This is a genomic window from Pectobacterium betavasculorum, assembly GCF_000749845.1.
GTDB classification, from domain to species: Bacteria; Pseudomonadota; Gammaproteobacteria; order Enterobacterales; family Enterobacteriaceae; genus Pectobacterium; species Pectobacterium betavasculorum.
On sequence record NZ_JQHM01000001.1, the window covers coordinates 759189 to 776239 of the forward strand.

The 17051-nt window shown below is 50.9% G+C and carries 11 protein-coding genes; 8 read left to right on the plus strand and 3 right to left on the minus strand.

The features are described 5' to 3' along the window. Positions 1 to 3 precede the first annotated feature (3 nt). Positions 4 to 1404: an asparagine--tRNA ligase gene (asnS, locus tag KP22_RS03390; RefSeq protein ID WP_039300543.1), complete on the minus strand. Its 1401-nt coding sequence runs from the start codon at positions 1402 to 1404 to the stop codon at positions 4 to 6. Between the two features lie 193 nt (positions 1405 to 1597). Then, on the minus strand, positions 1598 to 2803 hold the full coding sequence (pncB, locus tag KP22_RS03395; RefSeq protein ID WP_039322376.1) for a nicotinate phosphoribosyltransferase: 1206 nt from the start codon (positions 2801 to 2803) through the stop codon (positions 1598 to 1600). 223 nt (positions 2804 to 3026) lie between these two features. On the opposite strand from pncB, the gene pepN reads away from it, so the two are divergent. The 3 genes from pepN to KP22_RS03410 all read left to right on the plus strand — a co-directional run bounded on the left by pepN (position 3027) and on the right by KP22_RS03410 (position 7886). Next, entirely contained in the window at positions 3027 to 5642 is a 2616-nt protein-coding gene (pepN, locus tag KP22_RS03400; RefSeq protein WP_039322379.1) for an aminopeptidase N, read from the plus strand. Positions 5643 to 6086: 444 nt separating this feature from the next. Then, positions 6087 to 7097 carry a quinone-dependent dihydroorotate dehydrogenase gene (gene pyrD, locus KP22_RS03405; RefSeq protein ID WP_039300533.1) on the plus strand — a complete coding sequence of 337 codons (1011 nt, stop codon included), beginning with the start codon at positions 6087 to 6089 and terminating at the stop codon, positions 7095 to 7097. Positions 7098 to 7298: 201 nt separating this feature from the next. Further along, complete coding sequence (locus KP22_RS03410) at positions 7299 to 7886, plus strand: cell division protein ZapC (RefSeq protein WP_039300529.1); 588 nt, start codon at positions 7299 to 7301, stop codon at positions 7884 to 7886. Between the two features lie 58 nt (positions 7887 to 7944). On the opposite strand, the gene KP22_RS03415 is transcribed toward KP22_RS03410, so the two are convergent. Then, on the minus strand, positions 7945 to 9048 hold the full coding sequence (locus KP22_RS03415; protein ID WP_039322382.1) for a YcbX family protein: 1104 nt from the start codon (positions 9046 to 9048) through the stop codon (positions 7945 to 7947). Positions 9049 to 9161: 113 nt separating this feature from the next. Here KP22_RS03415 and rlmKL point away from each other — a divergent pair, with 113 nt between their 5' ends. From rlmKL to pqiC, 5 genes are all read left to right on the plus strand, one after another. Continuing rightward, positions 9162 to 11279, plus strand: coding sequence for a bifunctional 23S rRNA (guanine(2069)-N(7))-methyltransferase RlmK/23S rRNA (guanine(2445)-N(2))-methyltransferase RlmL (rlmKL, locus tag KP22_RS03420; RefSeq protein ID WP_039322385.1), 2118 nt, complete (start codon positions 9162 to 9164; stop codon positions 11277 to 11279). Between the two features lie 3 nt (positions 11280 to 11282). Continuing rightward, on the plus strand, positions 11283 to 13193 hold the full coding sequence (locus KP22_RS03425; RefSeq protein WP_039322388.1) for an ABC transporter ATP-binding protein: 1911 nt from the start codon (positions 11283 to 11285) through the stop codon (positions 13191 to 13193). Between the two features lie 304 nt (positions 13194 to 13497). After that, positions 13498 to 14844 (plus strand): membrane integrity-associated transporter subunit PqiA, encoded by a 1347-nt coding sequence (gene pqiA / locus KP22_RS03430; protein WP_072012530.1) that lies wholly within the window; start codon positions 13498 to 13500, stop codon positions 14842 to 14844. Further along, entirely contained in the window at positions 14804 to 16471 is a 1668-nt protein-coding gene (pqiB, locus tag KP22_RS03435) for an intermembrane transport protein PqiB (RefSeq protein WP_414625924.1), read from the plus strand. The genes pqiA and pqiB overlap by 41 nt, the downstream gene beginning before the upstream one ends. Further along, positions 16471 to 17040: a membrane integrity-associated transporter subunit PqiC gene (gene pqiC, locus KP22_RS03440; protein ID WP_039301101.1), complete on the plus strand. Its 570-nt coding sequence runs from the start codon at positions 16471 to 16473 to the stop codon at positions 17038 to 17040. Before pqiB ends, pqiC begins: the two co-directional genes overlap by 1 nt. The last annotated feature ends 11 nt before the right edge of the window (positions 17041 to 17051 follow it).

A 17051-nucleotide genomic window follows, 5' to 3' on the forward strand; every position in this document is an offset into this window, starting at 1 on the left:
TATTTAGAAACTGGCGTTCCTTGGCGTGCGTGGGAAAGGAATGACATCGCGCACATTTTGTACACCGGTAACATAGGCAATTAATCGTTCGAAACCTAAACCGAAACCAGAATGGGGAATGGTGCCGTAACGACGTAAATCACGATACCACCAGTAGTCTTCTTTATTTAGTCCCATCTCTTCCAGACGGCTATCCAACTGTGCCAGACGCTCTTCACGTTGGGAGCCCCCAATGATTTCGCCGATTCCGGGTGCCAGAACGTCCATCGCGGCAACGGTTTTACCGTCGTCATTCATACGCATGTAGAAAGCTTTAATGTCTTTCGGGTAGTTTTTAACCACAACCGGTGCTTTGAAGTGTTGCTCAGCCAGATAACGCTCATGTTCAGATGAGAGGTCAACGCCCCAGTAAACCGGGTTCTCGAACGAGTGTCCGCAATTGAGCAGAATCTCAACGGCATCGGTGTAATCTACCTGTGCGAAATCGGAGCTGACGAATTTTTCCAGTCTAGTGACTGCTTCTTTATCAACGCGTTCGGCAAAGAATGCCATATCATCGGCACGCTCGTTCAGTACGGCTTGGAAAACATACTTCAGCAGGTTCTCTGCCAGAGCAGCGACATCATCCAGAGAAGCAAAAGCAACTTCCGGTTCGATCATCCAAAACTCAGCCAGATGGCGGCTGGTGTTGGAGTTTTCTGCGCGGAAAGTTGGACCAAAGGTATACACGTTGGACAACGCACAAGCGTAAGTTTCGCCATTCAACTGACCGGATACGGTCAGGAATGCTTCTTTACCGAAGAAATCTTCGCTGAAATCTACTTTACCTTGTTCGGTACGCGGCAGGTTTTCCAGATCGAGCGTAGAAACACGGAACATTTCACCTGCACCTTCGGTATCAGATGCGGTAATCAGCGGGGTAGACACCCAGAAGTAACCATTCTCGTGGAAGAAGCGGTGGATCGCCTGTGCCAGCGTATGGCGAACACGCGCAACGGCACCGATCAGATTGGTGCGCGGACGCAAGTGCGCGACTTCACGCAAATATTCGATGCTGTGGCGCTTTGCCGCCATCGGATAGGTATCAGGATCGTCAACCCAGCCGACGACGTTAACGTTGGTTGCTTGCAGCTCGAAGCTCTGGCCTTCACCCGGAGAGGCGACGACGTTACCAGTGATTTCAACGGAGCAGCCGGTAGTCAAATGCAGTACATCATCCTGATAATTCGAGAGATTATTATTAACGACGGCCTGTAATGGATTAAAGCAGGAGCCGTCATAAACGGCGATAAAGGAGATACCGGCTTTAGAATCTCTCCGGGTACGTACCCAGCCGCGCACGGTGACTTCGCTGTCAACGGCAACACGGCCTTGCAGTACATCGACTACAGGCACTACGCTCATAAAATTCTCTCTTTAATTAATCGTGTTTAAGAAATATATCGTGTTTAAAACGATGAGTGGCCCAATCCGAGCCATTTGCTATGTTACTTGCGATGCAACAGGACACAAGCAGAAATCACCAGAATGGCGCGAAGTTTTCGCTCATGCCGGTGAGTCTGCTGCAAAGTTGGTCAACCTCTTATAGGAGAAAGCCTTAACTGGCTTTTTTCACGCTGGGTAAGTCAAACGCTTTGCGTAACTCGCACACGAAGTTCTGATCCTGACAGATGGTTTTACCCGGGCTATCGGAGAGTTTCGCCACCGGTTTGCCGTTACATTCCACCAGTTTGATCACGATATTCAGCGGTTTCACGCTGGGAATGTCACACGTCAGGCGTGTACCCATGCCAAATACCAGATTCACGCGCTGGCAGAAGTGACGATACAGTGCCAGTGCTTTATCCAGATTCAGATTGTCTGAGAAGACCAGCGTTTTGCTCATCGGATCGATGTTCAAGCGTTGATAATGAGCAATGGCTTTCTCTCCCCAGTCAACCGGATCGCCGGAATCGTGGCGTAGCCCCTGATAGGCTTCGGCGAACGGTAAATCGAAATCGCGCAGAAAGGCATCCATAGTGATGCAATCGGTCAATGCAATGCCTAAATATGTGGGATATTCACGTAGCCACATTTGCAGTGCGGCACGCTGGCTGTTTGCCAGTGTCGGGCTAATCTGCTGATGTGCCTGAAACCATTCGTGTGCTTGCGTACCGACAGGTGTGATACCTAAGCGTCGCGCCAGATCGTAATTACTGGTGCCGATGAGGTAAGGAAAATCGGCTTGTAGTGCCGTAACGATGGTGTGCTGGATATCATGTGAGAAGCGGCGACGTGTGCCGAAGTCCATCAGTTTGAACTGGTTGAGATCCACATCCGCGCTGTGCTGACGAAAGTTCTCCAGTGAGGCTGACAGCTGGACCAGCGCTTGCTCTGCGGTGACGTTAGGCGAACGATGTCGATGTACGACTTCACTGATCACCGCCAGCAGAGGCACCTCCCACAGAATCACTTCACGCCACGGCCCGGAGATGCGGATATCGAGCTTGCCAGCGTTATTTTTGATCGAAACCTGCTGCGGATTGAAATGGAAGTCCCGCAGCCAGTGGAGATAGTCCTGCTGAAAGAACGGCAGAGAAGAAAGATAGGTGAACTCATCGTCACTCAATGACAAGAAACGCATCAGATCAACCTGATGGGCTATCTCGTCGGCGTAAACGCCTAATAACTCATCACCGCGACAGCGAAATTCAGCCGCAACGTCGACATCATAGTAGTGATGATACACCGCCTGTTGCATGTGCAGCTTGTAGGCATCGGTATCCAGCAATGAGTGCAGAATCGGGGAAGTGTGCAAAGTCATAATGCGTTACAGCATCCTTGTAAGATGCTTATCCACCATCGGGACAATCAGCAATGTCCGGTCAGTATACCTTGATTATCCGTTTATTACATTACGACAACATAGCGAGACGTGCTGGAGTGAACCACGGTACGATGATTATCCTCATTATTTTGTCGTGGTAACATTAAGATAACAGGCTTAGACTTGATCTTTGATGCTTATGACGAGGTGGAAACTTTATATGAATCAACAGCCGCAAATAAAATATCGCCATGACTACCGAGCGCCCGATTATACCATTACCGACATTGCGCTGGATTTCGAGCTTCATGCCGAGAAAACGCGCGTAAAAGCCGTTAGTCAGGTGGTGTTGCAAGGGGAAGCTGGCGTACCGTTGAAGCTGGATGGTGAAGGGCTAACGCTGATTAGCCTGAGTGTTGATGGACAGCCGTGGACACATTACCAGCAGCAGGACGATGGGCTGATTGTCACGCAGTTGCCCGCACGTTTTACTCTCAGCATCGAAACGGACATCAATCCTGCTGCCAATAGTGCGCTGGAAGGGCTATACCTCTCTGGCGATGCGCTTTGTACGCAGTGTGAGGCCGAAGGTTTCCGCCACATTACCTACTATCTCGACCGGCCGGATGTGCTGGCGAAATTCACGACGCGAATCACCGCGGATAAAGCTCGCTACCCTTATTTACTCTCTAACGGCAATCGTATCGCACAAGGAGAGCTGGAAGGCGGACGCCACTGGATTGAATGGCAAGATCCGTTCCCGAAACCCGCTTATCTGTTTGCACTGGTTGCCGGAGATTTTGATGTCCTTCAGGATCGCTTCACGACACGTTCTGGCCGCGATGTTACATTAGAGCTGTTTGTTGACCGGGGCAACCTCGATCGCGCAGGCTGGGCGATGACCTCGCTGAAAAATTCAATGAAGTGGGATGAAGAGCGTTTCGGTCTGGAATACGATCTCGACATCTATATGATCGTCGCCGTTGATTTCTTCAACATGGGGGCGATGGAAAACAAAGGGCTGAACGTATTCAACTCTAAATACGTGCTGGCCAAGGCAGAAACCGCGACAGATAAAGACTATCTGAATATTGAAGCGGTGATCGGCCATGAATATTTCCACAACTGGACGGGCAACCGTGTCACCTGCCGCGACTGGTTCCAGCTTAGCCTGAAAGAAGGGCTGACGGTGTTCCGCGATCAGGAATTCAGTTCCGATCTGGGGTCGCGCCCGGTGAATCGTATTGATAACGTGCGTGTGATGCGCAGTGCGCAGTTTGCTGAAGATGCCAGCCCGATGTCGCACCCGATTCGTCCCGATCAGGTGATCGAGATGAATAACTTCTACACGTTGACGGTCTATGAAAAAGGATCGGAAGTGATCCGTATGATGCACACATTATTGGGTGAAGAAGGCTTCCAGGCTGGCATTCGTCTGTATTTTGAGCGTCACGACGGCAGCGCGGCGACCTGCGATGACTTTGTTCTGGCTATGGAAGAAGCTTCCGGTGTTGACCTCACGCAGTTCCGCCGTTGGTACAGCCAGTCGGGCACGCCGGTGCTGACAGTACGTGATGATTACGATCCGCAGACGCAACAGTACCTGCTGAGCGTGAGCCAAATGACGCCAGTCGGCGCCGACAAGCAGCAGAAGCTGCCGCTGCATATTCCGTTAGATATTGAACTGTACGATCCGCAAGGACGGGTGATCCCGTTACAGAAAGAGGGGCAACTGCTGGCGTCGGTGCTTAATGTGACCGAATCTGAACAGACCTTCATTTTTGATCAGGTACCTTGCCGTCCGATTCCTTCTTTATTACGTGAGTTCTCCGCGCCAGTAAAACTGAACTATGCCTGGAGCGATGAACAACTGACATTCTTGATGCGTCACGCGAGTAATGCGTTTTCACGTTGGGATGCGGCACAGAGTCTGCTGGCCAACTATATTCGTCTGAACGTCTCTCGCTATCAGCAGAAGCAGCCGCTTTCCGTGCCAATGCATGTTATCGATGCCTTCCGTGGTGTGTTGCTGGACGAAAAGCTGGATCCAATGCTGGCTTCTCAGATTCTGACACTGCCTAGCGAAAATGAAATTGCTGAGCTGTTTGACATCATCGATCCGACGGCGATCGCTGCCGTACGTGAAAGTATGACTCACACCATGGCGAAAGAAATGGCTGATGAGTGGCTGGCGGTATACCACGCGAATCACGCGCCGCAATATCGTATCGAGCACGCGGATATGGGAAAACGTGCGCTACGCAATACCTGCCTGCATTATCTGGCATTCAGCGATGTGGATCAGGCGAGTAAACTGGTGCTGGAGCAGTTCCGTCAGGCGGATAACATGACGGATTCGCTGGCAGCGCTATCGGCGGCGGTAGAGGCCCAGTTGCCAGTGCGCGATGAACTGCTGACGCAGTTTGATAACCGCTGGCATCAGGACGGTTTGGTCATGGATAAATGGTTTGTGCTGCAAGCCACCAGCCCGGCGGCCGATGTGTTGACTCGTGTGCGTGAATTGCTGCAACACCGTTCATTTAGCCTGAACAACCCTAACCGCCTGCGTTCGCTGGTGGGGGCGTTTGCGGCCTCGAACCCATCGGCTTTCCATGCCGAAGACGGCAGTGGTTATCGCTTCCTGACGGAGATTCTGACCGATCTGAACACCCGTAATCCGCAGGTTGCGGCACGCATGATCGAGCCGTTGATCCGCCTGAAACGTTATGATGCTAAACGTCAGGCGCAAATGCGTCAGGCGCTGGAGCAACTGAAGACGTTGGAAAATCTGTCTGGCGATCTGTTCGAGAAGATCAGTAAGGCACTACAAGACTAATCCTGCCACGCTAATCCTTCTGTCACACGCGGTAGTCTGCCGCGTGTGGTGATGATTTCTACATCATGATTTCCCGTCCCGCAAACGTTTTACTTTCCGCAAAGATGGAATTACCATCACCGACCGTGAATTCACAATCTTAGATTGTGACGCTTATTTTTGCGGAATGATAACGGTGGTTGGGGATAGAAGAGTAAAGCGTCCGCGCCAGGGACAAAAGCGTCAGGAACGCTTTTGAACGTCGCTTGGGACGGCCCTGCAAGGGTGAATCTCAGGGATGAGATTCATATCCGCGCGGCTCGAGCTTACAGGGATGTACTCGCAGCGTCTTTACGATCTATCCCTTACCACAGCGTGATGTACGTTATTATCAAGCGCTAATCCACTATTGCTTACTTCCAGCGTAGGCAAGATACCTTTGCGATAGGGATCTCAGGAGACAATATGTTCTACCCCGTTATCAAAAAAGCCCTGTTTCAGCTCGATCCAGAGCGTGCACATGAGCTGACCTTCCAACAATTACGCCGTATTACCAACACACCTTTTGAATTTCTCGTCCGTCAATCTGTTCCGACTAAACCAGTGACCTGCATGGGGCTATCTTTTAAAAATCCTCTTGGTTTAGCGGCGGGATTAGATAAAGACGGCGAATGTATCGATGCATTAGGCGCAATGGGATTTGGTTTTATTGAAGTGGGAACGGTAACGCCGCGTCCACAATCCGGTAATGATAAACCGAGACTATTCCGTATAGTGGAAGCGGAAGGGCTGATCAACCGGATGGGCTTTAATAATAAAGGTGTGGACTATCTCGTCGAGAATGTAAAGAAAACGCGTTTTGGCGGTGTATTAGGGATCAACATTGGCAAGAATAAAGATACGCCAGTTGAGCAAGGTAAAGACGATTATTTGATCTGTATGGATAAGGTTTATCCTCACGCGGGTTATATCGCTATCAACATTTCGTCACCCAATACGCCAGGATTACGCAGTCTGCAATATGGTGAAGCGCTAGACGATCTTCTACTGGCGATAAAAAATAAGCAGACAGAGTTAAATGAGAAGTACCAGAAATACGTCCCAGTGGCGGTAAAGATCGCGCCGGATCTTTCAGAAGAGGAATTGATCCAAATTGCCGATAGTCTGGTTCGGCATAACATTGACGGTGTGATTGCTACTAACACAACACTCGATAGAAAACTGATTCAAGGATTAAATCACTGTGGTCAAACGGGCGGGTTAAGTGGACGACCGTTGCAGACAAGCAGTACGGAAATTATACGCCGTTTGTCACAGGAATTAGCGGGACGTTTACCCATTATTGGCGTTGGAGGAATTGATTCTCTGGTTGCTGCTCGTGAAAAAATGGATGCTGGCGCGTCGCTGGTACAGATATATTCAGGCTTTATTTTCCACGGCCCTCGTCTGATTAAAGATATCGTTACACATATTTAATCCGAAATTCCTTTCATTTCTAGCTGGGGGTTTATTTATCCCTCCAGCTAGTCTATATTTTATCCGTTTGCGTAAATAATCTATCAATCGATGTCTGAACTTCTGACCGCGATGTTTATGAAGATGAATGATTATTGCGATGTAAGAAAACACAATCAGTCATTTCTGATATTTTTACTGTGAAGGCGAAGGGTAAATAATATGAAGTTAAAACCTGACGATAACTGGCGTTGGTATTTTGATACCGAACACGATCGCCTGATGTTAGATTTGGCTAACGGCATGTTATTCCGTTCTCGTTTTCCATCTAAAATGCTAACACCGGATGCATTTAATGAATGTGCATTTTGCGTTGACGATGCCGCGTTATTTTTTACCTATAATGACAAATGCCAGAAAGCGGCACTGCATCGCGACCTTCAAGGCGAATTAGTCTTGAATGCGCTAGTGGCAACCCGATTCCTGAAACCGTTAATGCCGAAAAGCTGGCATTTTATCCAACAGCCGAATGCCGTGACTTATTCACCGCAGGCGGGTGACGTTGTGCAGGTGCAGCTCACCGAAACCCATGAAACAGCGTGTTTTTTGGTGGCGGAAGCAGGAGATAAAGCCTGTCTCTGCCTGCTGGCGCAAGAACAACTGTCATTAAGTGGGAAAACCATGGTGCTGGGTGATGCCATCAAAATCATGCACGACAGATTAATTCTGGCCGTTATTCAGAATAGGTCTGAGTGGGAAACTACGCTGGGTGAAGGCACGTCGGCATTTGAGTACGCCAAGGTCGTCTAATCTTCCCTGGTATTGATTCGTCATACTTCAAGCTGCATGTGCGTCGTGCCTCATCGAATTATTGCAAATGAATGTCACTCTGCGGAATACAGCTACAGCTAAGAATCTCACCGTTTGCTCTGATGGCGCTTTGCTTCAGTGCTGAAACCTCTCCGCTGACTAACGTCAATTTACAGCAACCACACAGTCCAGCCCGGCAAGAGTAGGGGACGCGAATACCCTGCTGCTCTAACTGCTCCAGTAAAATCTGCTGATTATTCCCTTGTAACGATTTTCCCTGATAGTGAATGGTGACGGCTTGTTCGCTTTTTTCAGGAACGACGAGGCTTTCGACGACGTGACCGGAACCATAAGGACGCGGCGGCTTGGTCGCTAAAACTTCCAACGTGTCGCCCACGCGAATGATGCCCGTATTTCTGGCTACCAGGTTTTGCCCAAAATCAACGTCGCCATTTTCGGCAGTGCGGAAAGATTGCAGCGTAGCCAGCGGTTCTGCCGAAGGGTGCTTACGGCCGCGCTCGGTGCTGACGGTGGTCAAAATGCAGCGGCTACAGGGTTTGACAACGTCAAAAATAACCTCGCCAATTCGAATGGTTTTCCAACTGTCTTCGACAAAGGCTTCCGCGCCTGTCACCACCAGGTTGGGGCGAAATTGCTCAATTTTAATGCCGGCGGTACAGCGTTGCCGTAGCGCCTGAAATGACGCGTCATTGATTAACAAAAACGGATAACCATCGGCAAACGCCAGAGGGACGTCTGGATAATGCTTAACTCGCCGTGACGGATCGCTGCCTACCCAGCGAAGCTGGACGGAACGTTGGAAATAGTGGCTTAGCCAACGATTGATGGCATCGGGCGCGACGAACGCCGTAAAGTGCGTTCCCCAGACTTCTGTCGGCTGAGGTGCTTCTGTGAAATCGGCAAAGCGTATCGTGGCAGTCTGTCCATCCGGAGCGGCAATAAACAGCCCATCCGGTAGCAGCGCAGGAGTAAATAACACCATTTGTGGATACTGGCGAGCGGTAATAAATGTGCCATCAGGTTCGGTAATCATGAAGGCACGATCGTTCGCCAAACCGCTGACAGACGCCATCGCGTGGGACAGCTGTAGCCCCCGCATCGATTTTACTGGGTGTATATAAAGCTGCGTTACGCCGATCACTGACCTATTCCTTGCCGAAGTAAAGCGGCAACTTTATGACAAGCGTCTCGGATTAGCTATAATGCGCCTCAATTTCTTTCTTCAATGTATTTCTTTTTGGTGATAGTGACGACATGAATGCTTTGTTTGCCAGCACGGCGCGGGGACTAGAAGAGTTATTAAAAAGTGAACTCGAATCATTGGGTGCGCAGTCCTGTGCGGTTGTGCAGGGCGGTGTCCATTTCGAGGGTGACAACCGCCTGCTGTACCAGAGCCTGCTGTGGAGCCGTCTGGCGTCGCGCATTCTGCTGCCGCTGAATGAATTCAAGGTACACAGCGATCTGGATTTGTATCTGGGTGTGCAGGCGATTGACTGGTCAACGATCTTTAGCATCGATAAAACCTTTGCCGTACATTTTACCGGTACCAATGAAGATATCCGCAACAGTCAGTATGGCGCGTTAAAAGTAAAAGATGCGATTGTGGATAGCTTCACGCGCAAAACCGGGCAGCGACCGGATGTGGCGAAACAGCAACCGGATATTCGTGTTAACGTCTTTTTGCAGCGTGATACGGCCAGCGTCGCTTTGGATTTAAGCGGTGACGGCCTGCATCAGCGTGGTTATCGCGATCTGGCCGGACTGGCTCCGCTCAAAGAGAATCTGGCGGCGGCGATTGTTTTACGTTCCGGCTGGCAAAACGGTGCGCCAATGGTCGATCCGATGTGTGGTTCCGGTACGTTGCTGATTGAAGCGGCAATGATGGCGTCTGACCGTGCACCCGGTTTGCATCGTACACACTGGGGATTTAACGCCTGGTTAAAACACGATGCTGAACTGTGGCATGAACTGACCAGCGAAGCACAGCAGCGTGCTCGTCAGGGTTTGCAGGCGACCACGTCGCGCTTCTTCGGATCGGATAACGACCGTCGGGTTATTGAGATCGCTAAAGCCAATGCGCGCCGTGCAGGCGTTGCCGAGCTGATTTCTTTCGACGTGAGGGATGCAGCACAGCTAAAAAATCCACTGCCGGAAGGCCCTAAAGGTACGGTTGTCAGTAACCCGCCTTACGGTGAGCGTCTGGAAAGTGAACCCGCGTTGATCGCCTTGCATAATATGCTGGGCCGTAAGATGAAAAGCGATTTTGGCGGCTGGCAGCTATCGCTGTTCAGTGCGTCGCCGGAGCTGCTGAGCTGTCTGCAACTGCGTGCTGAACGTCAATTTAAGGCGAAAAACGGCCCGCTGGACTGCGTGCAGAAAAATTATCAACTGGCGGACACGCAGGGTGAATCTGCGGGACAAATCGCGGAAGATTTTGCCAACCGCCTGCGTAAGAACTTGCGCAAGCTGGAAAAATGGGCGAAGCAGCAGGGGATTGAATGCTATCGCATCTATGATGCCGATCTGCCTGAATATAATGTCGCTGTCGATCGCTACGGTAGTTGGGTCGTTGTACAAGAGTATGCACCGCCGAAAACTATCGATGCGCAAAAAGCCCGCCAGCGGTTGTTTGATGTGATTAACGCCACGCTGAGCGTGCTGGAATTACCGTCGAACCGTCTGGTGCTGAAAACGCGTGAACGTCAGAAAGGCAAAAACCAGTACGAAAAACTGGCGCAGAAAGGTGACTTCCTTCTGATGGAAGAATTTGGCGCTAAGCTGTGGGTCAACCTGACTGACTACCTCGATACCGGCTTGTTCCTCGACCACCGTATCGCCCGCAAAATGCTGGGTGAGATGAGCCGTGGTAAAGATTTTCTCAACCTGTTTGCCTATACCGGAACGGCGAGTGTTCACGCTGGGCTGGGCGGTGCACGTTCAACGACCACCGTCGACATGTCGCGCACCTATCTGGAATGGGCAGAGAAAAACCTGCGGGTGAATGGCCTGACCGGGCGTCAGCATCGTCTGATACAAGCGGACTGCCTGTCATGGTTACATAACGGGCATGAACAATTTGACGTGATCTTCATTGACCCGCCGACCTTCTCTAACTCAAAACGCATGGAAGAGTCGTTTGATGTTCAGCGCGATCACTTGGCGCTGATGAAAGATCTCAAACGCCTGTTGCGCCGCGGCGGCACCATCATGTTCTCTAACAATAAACGTGGCTTCCAGATGGATATTGCTGGCCTGACCGCGCTGGGGCTGAATGCCAAAGAAATTACCGCGCAGACCCAATCACAGGATTTTGCCCGTAATCGTCAGATTCATAACTGCTGGCTGCTGACGCATGCCGGTGAGGAAAAGTAACCGATGTCTTTAATTAGTGTTTCAGGTGCATGGCTGTCATTTAGCGATGCGCCGCTGTTGGATAACACCGAACTCCATATCGAAGAGAATGAACGTGTTTGTCTGGTTGGCCGCAACGGTGCGGGCAAATCGACCCTGCTGAAAATTCTGGCCAAAGAAATTCCGTTGGATGATGGTCGCATCACCTATGAACAGGATCTGATTGTCGCGCGTCTGCAACAGGATCCACCGCGTGACGTTGCTGGTAGTGTCTTTGATTTTGTTGCTGAAGGGGTCGCCGCGCAGGCGGATCATCTGAAAAACTATCACGCCATGCTGCGCCTGGTAGAAAGTGATCCAAGCGAAAAGAACCTGAATCAGTTGGCTAAGTTGCAGGACATTCTGGAGCATCAGGGGCTGTGGCAACTGGAAAGCCGTATCCATGAAGTGCTGGAACAGCTTGGCCTGTCTGCTGATGCGCCATTGGCATCGCTCTCCGGCGGCTGGTTGCGTAAAGCCGCACTCGGCAGAGCGCTAGTGAGCTCACCGCGCGTGCTGCTGCTGGATGAACCGACTAACCATCTGGATATTGAGACGATTGACTGGCTGGAAACCTTCTTGAAAACGTTCCAGGGCAGCATTGTCTTTATCTCCCATGACCGTTCATTTATTCGCAATATGGCGACCCGCATTGTCGACCTCGACCGCGGTAAACTGGTTTCCTGGCCGGGTAACTACGAAAAATATCTGGAAGGGAAAGAAGAAGCGCTGCGGGTTGAAGATCTGCAAAATGCGGAGTTCGATCGCAAATTGGCGCAGGAAGAAGTGTGGATCCGTCAGGGCATCAAGGCTCGTCGTACCCGTAATGAAGGCCGCGTGCGGGCATTGAAGGCAATGCGTCAGGATCGTGCTCAGCGTCGTGAGGTCATGGGTTCGGCGAAAATGCAGGTTGAAGAGGCAGCTCGCTCCGGCAAGATTGTGTTTGAGTTGGAAGATGTTAGCTACCAGATTGACAATAAAGTGCTAACACGCAATTTCTCTGCTCAGGTACAGCGCGGCGACAAGATTGCGCTGGTAGGACCGAATGGCTGCGGTAAAACCACGCTGCTAAAATTGATGTTGGGTGGATTGGAACCTGTCAGCGGACGTGTGCACTGTGGCACGAAGCTGGAAGTTGCCTATTTCGATCAGCACCGTGCTGAACTTGATCCTGAACGTACAGTGATGGACAACCTGGCGGAAGGCAAGCAGGAAGTGATGGTCAACGGTCGTTCACGTCACGTGTTGGGCTACTTACAGGACTTCCTGTTCCATCCAAAACGTGCGATGACACCAGTAAAAGCGTTATCAGGTGGAGAACGTAACCGTCTGCTGCTTGCACGCTTGTTCCTCAAGCCTAGCAACCTGTTGATTCTTGACGAACCGACCAACGATCTGGATGTGGAAACGCTCGAATTGCTGGAAGAGTTGATCGAAAGCTATCAGGGAACCGTTCTGCTGGTCAGCCACGATCGTCAGTTCGTCGATAACTCGGTCACCGAATGCTGGATCTTTGAAGGCGATGGCAAGATTTCCCGCTTCGTCGGTGGATATTTCGATGCGCAACAGCAGCGTGCAACGACAACGCCACTGCGAACGACGGCTGCTCCGGCAGTCACCGCTCCGGTGACGACAGCGAACACCGCACCGTCCGCTAAACGAAATGTCGCGAAATTAAGTTATAACCTTCAGCGCGAATTAGAGCAGCTACCGTTGCGTATTGAGCAACTGGAGCAGGAAATTGAGTTGTTGCAAGTGCAAATGAATGACGCCAATTTCTTTAGCCGCCCACATGACGAAACGCAGCAGGTATTGACCGCGCTGGCGGAAACAGAAAGTGCACTCGAAATCTGTTTCGCCCGTTGGGAAGAGCTGGAAGCACAGAAAAACGGCTAATTAGTTCAGGTTGTTGACAATCTTATCCGCTGAGTGAGAACGGTGATAATGGGATAGAAGAGTAAAGCGTTTGCGCCATGGACAAAAACGTCAGGAACGTTTTTGAACGTTGCTAGCGACGGCCCTAAAAGGGTGAATCTCAGGGATGAGATTCATATCCGCGCAATCCGAGCGTACAGGGACGTATTCACCGCGTCTTTACGATCTACCCATTATCACCGTACGATGAACTTTACTAGTAGCCTCAATGGTATTGGTGGCGAGACTTTCGGTCAGAAGCCGACGAGTTTGGAGGAGAGGGCGCGTGTGTTCCCATCACGATCGGCATGACTGTAATCTTCAATGTGAGCATGACCATCAATATGAGCATGGTCTTGAACACGAACATCATCACCATGATGACTATATGCTTTGCCCGCAGTGTGACCTGCTGGTAGAGCTACCTGCATTAGCTCACGGGCAGAAGGCAACCTGTCCTCGCTGCAAAACGGCGCTAACCAGCCGCCAGACTGAGCCGCGTAAACGACCAGTTGGCTACGCGGTAAGCGCATTGTTCATGCTATTGCTGGCAAACCTTTTCCCCTTTGTTTCTATGCGCGTAGCGGGTATCACCAGCGAAATTACCCTGATACAGATTCCTAAGGTGATGGTGGCGGAAAACTACGCCAGCGTCGCGACACTGTTTATGCTTTTTGTTCAATTAGTTCCAGCGTTCAGTATGGCGACGCTCATTCTGCTTTGCCTGCATGCATCACTGCCGTTGGCACTGAAAAAAGGCATGGGCAAGATGTTGTTTCATCTTAAAAGTTGGGGCATGGCAGAAATTTTTCTGGCAGGTGTGTTGGTCAGCTTTGTCAAACTCATGGCCTATGGTGATATTGGTATCGGCACCAGCTTTATACCTTTTGTTCTATTCTGTCTGTTACAACTGCTCGCTTTTCAAAGTCTCGATCGGCGCTGGTTGTGGAACGACATTGTGGTGCCGCCTGTATTATCTGCCCCACCGGTTTTGGGGAAAAGCGGGCTATCGCAAGGGTTGCGTTCGTGCTCATGTTGCACCGCGATTCTGCCAGCCAACCAGTTACTATGCCCACGCTGTCACTCACGTGGACACGCCCGTAAGAAACATAGTCTGCAATGGACGCTGGCGCTGCTGATCACCTCTGTGATGCTGTATATCCCCTCGAATCTGATGCCGATTATGGTGACCGAAGCCTTTGGCGATCGTATGGGATCGACGATCATGTCGGGTGTCATTCTGCTGTGGGGAATGGGGTCCTATCCTGTCGCCATGGTGATTTTTGTTGCCAGCGTGATGGTGCCAACGCTAAAAATGCTGGCGCTAGGCTGGCTGTGCTGGCAGGCCAATGGCAAAACAAAAAAAACGGAAGACAGTGAGCGGATGCATGTCATCTATGAGATGGTTGAGTTTGTTGGGCGTTGGTCAATGATTGATGTATTCGTTATTGCCGTGTTGTCTGCGATGGTGCGCATTGGTCGTCTGATGAGTATTTATCCCGCCATTGGGGCGGTACTGTTCGCGGCCGTGGTGATTCTGACCATGTTTGCCGCGATGATGTTTGATCCCCGTTTGTTATGGGATCGTCGCGATGATGTTCTTCATAAGGAGTCTTCCGTTGGCGAAAGATAATCATGCCGTTGCGGATGTAGAAACAATTAAACGCTGGTCGCCGGTCTGGATTGTACCGATTGTCACGGTGCTGATCGGTGCCTGGATACTGTTTTATCATTTCAGCCACCAAGGGCCGCAAATTACGCTGATTACCAGCAACGCCGAAGGGATTGAAGCGGGAAAAACCGCGATCAAAAGCCGCAGCGTTGATGTTGGTGTGGTCGAGAGCGTTGTGCTGAGCGACGATCTTCATCAGGTGGAAATCAAAGCCCGCCTGCATGACGGAATGGATAAGCTGATAAAGCAGGATTCCGCTTTCTGGGTGGTGAAACCACAAATCGGTCGGGAAGGGGTTTCCGGTCTGGGTACGTTGTTATCCGGTGCCTACATCGAACTGCAACCCGGCGCGAATAAGGATGAGAAGCGAGAGTTTACTCTTCTGGATGCGCCGCCGCTGGCTTCACCGGATGCGAAAGGCATCAGGGTGATACTTGACAGCGATCAGTCCGGACAGCTGAATGCGGGTGACCCAGTTTTGTTCCGTGGCTATCGTGTGGGATCGGTGGAAACCAGTGAGTTCGATCCGAAAGCGCGCAAGATGCGCTATCAGCTGTTTATCTCGGCTCCGTATGACGGCTTAGTCACCAATAACGTCCGTTTTTGGAAAGACAGCGGCGTTGCGTTCGATATGTCGGCACAAGGCATGCGTGTCGAAATGGGCTCGCTGACCACGCTATTCAGCGGTGGCGTCAGCTTTGATGTCCCGGCTGGATGGGAACTGGGTGATGCGGCTAAAGCCATGGCGGAGTATCGACTCTTTGATAGCCCGCGCAGCATTCAGGACTCGCTGTACACCGAATATAAAGAGTATCTGCTGTTCTTTAGCGAATCGATCCGTGGTTTACAGGCTGGGGCACCGGTTGAATTCCGCGGTATTCGGTTGGGTACGGTTGCCGAAGCGCCATTTTTCCCGAAAAATATGAAGCAGGAACTGGATGATGATTATCGCATTCCGGTGCTGATTCGTATTGAACCCGATCGGTTCGAGAAGAAAATTGGTGGCTCGTTCGACTTTGAGCAGCATCTTAAGCAGGCCCAATCGCTGGGGCTACGCGCCTCAATGAAGTCGGCTAACCTCCTGACGGGCGCGCTCTATGTTGATTTCGATTTTTATCCAAAAGAGAAAGTGGATAAAAAGCTACTGGTTCTGGATGGCTACCCGATTCTGCCTACCATTGACGGTGGCCTGTCACAGATTCAGCAGAAGCTGATGGCGGTGTTGGATAAGGTGAATAACCTGCCGCTGAACCCGATGGTTAATGAAGCAACGAAGACGCTGACGGAAAGCCAGGCGACGCTGCGCGAAATGCAAAAAACGCTGGCGACGTTGAATAAACTGACCTCCAGCAAAGCGATGCAGAACCTACCGGAAGATATGCAAAAAACGTTGCTTGAGCTGAATCGGAGTATGAAAGGCTTCCAGCCCGGCTCACCGGCATATAATAAGATGGTGGCGGATATGCAGCGGTTGGATCAGGTCTTGCGGGAACTACAGCCAGTGCTGCGAACCCTGAATGAGAAAAGTAATGCGTTGGTGTTTGAGGCCTCTGGTAGTCAAGATCCTCAGCCGAAGAGGGCAAAATGATGATGAAAGTATGGACGCTAGCTCTGGTGCTGGTATTGAGTGCCTGTAGCAGCAGTAGTAATACGCAGAAAACGTACTATCAGCTACCGGTAATGGCGGATACCAGCACGACGCAAACTGCGGTGTCACAGGGGCGTCCGCTATGGGTTGAGCATGTCAGCGTGGCGGATTATCTCGTTAATACAGGGTTGGTCTATCAGACTAACGACGTGCAGTATGTTATTGCCAGTAATAACCTGTGGGCCAGCCCGTTGGATCAGCAATTGCAGCAGGCGCTGGTGGCTAATCTAGGGCATAAGCTGCCCGGTTGGGTCGTGACCACGCAACCACAGGGAAGCGAGCAGGCGGTGCTGAACGTTTCTGTCACAGGCTTTCACGGTCGTTATGATGGCAATGTTGTGGTACGTGGAGAATGGATGCTGACCTATCAGGGAAAAGTACTTAAACGTCCTTTCAGCGTGTTGCTGCCGCAAACGGAAGATGGCTATGACACGTTGGTAAGAACATTGGCGCAAGGCTGGCAGCAGGTTTCTCAGTCGATTGCTCAGCAGGCCAGTACGCTTAACTAAGTGTTACCAAT

Bases quoted from the DNA above. Each gene is read 5' to 3' on its own strand.
- asnS (WP_039300543.1), bottom strand. From the start codon at position 1,404: ATGAGCGTAGTGCCTGTAGTCGATGTACTGCAAGGCCGTGTTGCCGTT.
- pncB (WP_039322376.1), bottom strand. From the start codon at position 2,803: ATGACTTTGCACACTTCCCCGATTCTGCACTCATTGCTGGATACCGAT.
- pepN (WP_039322379.1), top strand. From the start codon at position 3,027: ATGAATCAACAGCCGCAAATAAAATATCGCCATGACTACCGAGCGCCC.
- pyrD (WP_039300533.1), top strand. From the start codon at position 6,087: ATGTTCTACCCCGTTATCAAAAAAGCCCTGTTTCAGCTCGATCCAGAG.
- KP22_RS03410 (WP_039300529.1), top strand. From the start codon at position 7,299: ATGAAGTTAAAACCTGACGATAACTGGCGTTGGTATTTTGATACCGAA.
- rlmKL (WP_039322385.1), top strand. From the start codon at position 9,162: ATGAATGCTTTGTTTGCCAGCACGGCGCGGGGACTAGAAGAGTTATTA.
- KP22_RS03425 (WP_039322388.1), top strand. From the start codon at position 11,283: ATGTCTTTAATTAGTGTTTCAGGTGCATGGCTGTCATTTAGCGATGCG.
- pqiB (WP_414625924.1), top strand. From the start codon at position 14,804: ATGATGTTCTTCATAAGGAGTCTTCCGTTGGCGAAAGATAATCATGCC.
- pqiC (WP_039301101.1), top strand. From the start codon at position 16,471: ATGATGAAAGTATGGACGCTAGCTCTGGTGCTGGTATTGAGTGCCTGT.